This window comes from Pseudomonas sp. (assembly GCF_026224925.1).
GTDB lineage: Bacteria > Pseudomonadota > Gammaproteobacteria > Pseudomonadales > Pseudomonadaceae > Aquipseudomonas.
Genome location: NZ_JAMFRV010000147.1, coordinates 1 through 3,403, shown reverse-complemented (window position 1 = coordinate 3,403; position 3,403 = coordinate 1). Strand labels below are relative to the sequence as shown.

The window sequence follows — 3,403 nt, the reverse complement described above, 5'->3', positions numbered from 1 at the left end:
TGATCGATCTGCTCGGAGGTGAACAACACGTGCTGCATCACCATCAGCAGACCCAACGCCAGTAATTGACCGCCCACTACGCTGACTTGCAAAAAACCCAAGAAAAACCCCCGGCGATTTGGTGGCGCAATTTCACTCAGGTAGGTTGCGCTAGTGCCATATTCGCCTCCCATACTCAAACCTTGCAGCAGACGTGCAAAGATCAGAATCGCAGGTGCAAAGGCACCAATGGTCGCGTACCCCGGCGTGATGGCGATCATCAACGAGCCGATGCACATCACCGTGACCGACCCGGTCAGCGCCGCTTTTCGGCCGCGCCGATCCGCGTACATACCCACCAACCATGCCCCCAGTGGACGGGCTACATAACCCACCGCAGCAATGGCAGCTGCATTCATTAGCTGCACGGTCGGGTTGTCGCTAGGGAAGAATGATTTAGCGAAATAGATGGAAAAAATGCTGTAGGCGAGAAAGTCATACCATTCGATCAGGTTCCCCGCCAAACCACCGGCGATGGAGCGCAGGGGCGGTTGAGCAGGCTTCGACAAGGTATCGGTAGAAGCAGGTGTTATTGGTGGAATATTCAAATGCCGTCTCCTTTTTATTTTTATGATGCGTGCGCTGGGAATTGAACGCGGACACGCTCTTAAGCCTCACGTATCGTTTTTTTTGGCCCGATCAATCCTCGCCGGCGGCGTACTGGCTGTCGAGGCGGTCATAAAACGGCTTGTTCACTAGGCGCTGACGTTCGGCGAACGGCACCACCAGTTCAGGGTTCTCGTCGAGTTTGCCGTCGACCAGCAGAAGGTTCAACGCTTGCTGCATCCCGCGAACTGCACTTTGCAGCGGTGCGTTGGCATACAGAACAATGCCGAAACCAAGTTCGGCCAAACGCAACTGTGACAGGATTGGCGTTTTGCCTCCGATAACCACGTTCATTAACTGCGGCTTGGAAAACAGAGACGGCAGGCGTTGAATTTCGTCGGTGGTTTCCACCGCCTCGATGAACAGAACATCTGCACCGGCTTGCGCATAACGATGGGCGCGTTCGATGGCTGCGTCGAAACCGTCAACTGCACAGGCATCCGTTCGAGCCACAATCAGCAAGTTAGGATCTTCCCGAGCATCGACAGCGGCCTGTATTTTCCCGACCATCTCGCTGGTTGAAATCACTGCTTTGCCATTGAAATGCCCGCATTTTTTGGGGCTCACTTGATCTTCCAACTGAATCGCATCGGCGCCTGCCCGCTCCAGGGTACGAATCGCATGCCGCACATTCAGCGCATTACCGTAGCCCGTGTCAGCATCGACGATTAGCGGCAAGTCTACGGCATCGCGGATTCGAGCTGTGTGCTCGGCCATTTCATGTAGGCCTATAAACCCCAGGTCAGGCAGGCCAAGAAACATATTGGTGATGCCAGCGCCCGTCAGGTACAGCGCGCGATAACCGATATCCGCAGCGACGCGAGCGCTTAAGGCGTTAAACGCACCTGGCACCAGCAACCCTTGGCGTTGTTCAACATGAATGCGGAAGGCGGCACGGCGCTCAGCAGACGTAAGGGACATGTTTCGAATCTCCAGTTATGTGCAGGTATCGACTGAATTGCAGTTTCCGCGCCAATCCACACTAATAATAAATAGCTATATAAAACATATAGTTAGATTGTTTATTCAAAATAAAAGACGTTTCAGTGTTTCAGCTATGTGTTGCGTGAAACATAATGCAACATTTGTAGGAGGTGTCCTTGGAGACGTTCAGTTATCAGAAAGTCGCGGTTAATCAGCGACGCCCTGGCGTTGCCATTGTGAGCATCAGCCGTTTACGCAACCTTTGCGAAAGCCTCGCCCCGCGCTATAGCGATCGGGCTCAGTTGTTTCCTGTCCGTGAAGGTTACGACGACGCCATTCAGTTGCTTGAACCACTGATTGAGGTGGGGGCGATTGATGTTGTGCTCGCAGCCGGCTCTAACGGTGCTTACCTGCGCGACCGCTTGGCAGTGCCGGTAGTGATGGTCAAGGTCAACGGTTTCGACGTAATTCGCGCAATTTCAGAAGCCGCCGAACGTAGACCCCATAAACGCATCGGTCTGGTCCTGCACGAATCAGTGTCGGCGGAATTAGGACTATTGCGTCCGTGGCTGAATTTCGAAATTCTTCAACGTGCTTACCGTTCGGTCGATGAGGTTCAACATCAGGTCGAGGCTTTAGTGGACGAAGGCTGCGCCACTATTATTGGGCCAGGCATGGCCTGCGATTTCGCTGAACAGGCCAGTGTGGGTAGTGTTTTTCTGTACTCGCTTGGCGCCGTTGAGGAGGCCTTTGAGCGCTCCCTGGAATTGGCACGGGTCAGTCGAGAAAAAGAATCTAAACGTGCACGGATTAACACCATCGTGGCGCACCTGCGCGACGGGGTTGCGGCTTTTGATGAAGGCGGCCGGCTTGAAGCGGTTAACCCTGCCATGCGGGCATTACTGGGGCTGGAGTCCCAAGGGGATGTCAGCAGCCAACTGACCGCGCGAATCGGTACGTTGCTGCGTGAGTCCATTGCCAACGATCAAGCGATCGTCGAGCGTATCGAGCACTTGGACGGGCGAACCCTGAGTTTTGATTGCATGCCGATCAGCGAGCACGGTATGCGTACCGGAACAGTGGTCAGCGTCCAGGACGCGCTTGTTGCCCAACGTATTGACCGAACCTTACGCACCACACAACGCCCCAAGCATTTACTGGCGCAACACCAATTGGGCGATCTGATCGGCAGCTCGCCTGAAATGCAGAAGACTAGACGCCAGGCAATGACCAGTGCCTCTCATGACGCAACGGTGTTGCTGACCGGTGAAAGCGGAACCGGTAAGGAGCTTGTTGCTCAAGGCATTCATCGCGCCAGCAAACGCAGTGGCAATCCGTTCCTGGCCTTTAACTGCGCTGCGTTGCCGGAAGGTTTAATCGAAAGCGAGCTGTTTGGCCATGAGGAGGGTGCGTTTACAGGCGCGCGACGTGGAGGTAAGCAAGGGCTGTTCGAGATGGCACATACCGGCACTATTCTGCTGGATGAAATTGGTGAGATGCCAGCCGCGCTACAAAGCCGGTTATTGAGAGTGCTGCAAGAACGTCAGGTCATGAAGCTGGGGGCTGGCCGAGCCATACCGGTCGACGTGCGCGTGATCGCGGCCACCCATCGCGACTTACGTGCTCTGGTTGCTCAAGGACTGTTTCGCGCTGATCTTTTTTTCCGCCTTAACGTACTGCACATCGCAATACCTTCGCTGCGGGAACGGCGCTCCGATCTACCTGAGATTGCCGACCATTTGCTCCAGGGTATTCTCGCCCAGTATGAACTCCCGGCTACCCATTCAGCAGGCGTACTCAAGCTGCTTGCCCCACTGTTCGCCGATTACCAATG

Annotated in this window: 3 protein-coding genes; 1 reads left to right on the top strand and 2 read right to left on the bottom strand. The window is 54.8% G+C overall.

Annotated elements, in window-relative coordinates; genetic code table 11:
• A partial coding sequence (locus M0974_RS06335; RefSeq protein ID WP_297834155.1) for an MFS transporter occupies nt 1-581 on the bottom strand: 581 nt, incomplete at its 3' end.
• A 97-nt stretch (nt 582-678) separates the two neighbouring features.
• Nucleotides 679-1,566: an oxaloacetate decarboxylase gene (locus M0974_RS06330; protein ID WP_297834152.1), complete on the bottom strand. Its 888-nt coding sequence runs from the start codon at nt 1,564-1,566 to the stop codon at nt 679-681.
• Nucleotides 1,567-1,745: 179 nt separating this feature from the next.
• Here M0974_RS06330 and M0974_RS06325 point away from each other — a divergent pair.
• Nucleotides 1,746-3,403 (top strand): sigma 54-interacting transcriptional regulator (locus M0974_RS06325; protein WP_297834149.1); only part of this gene is annotated, 1,658 nt, incomplete at its 3' end.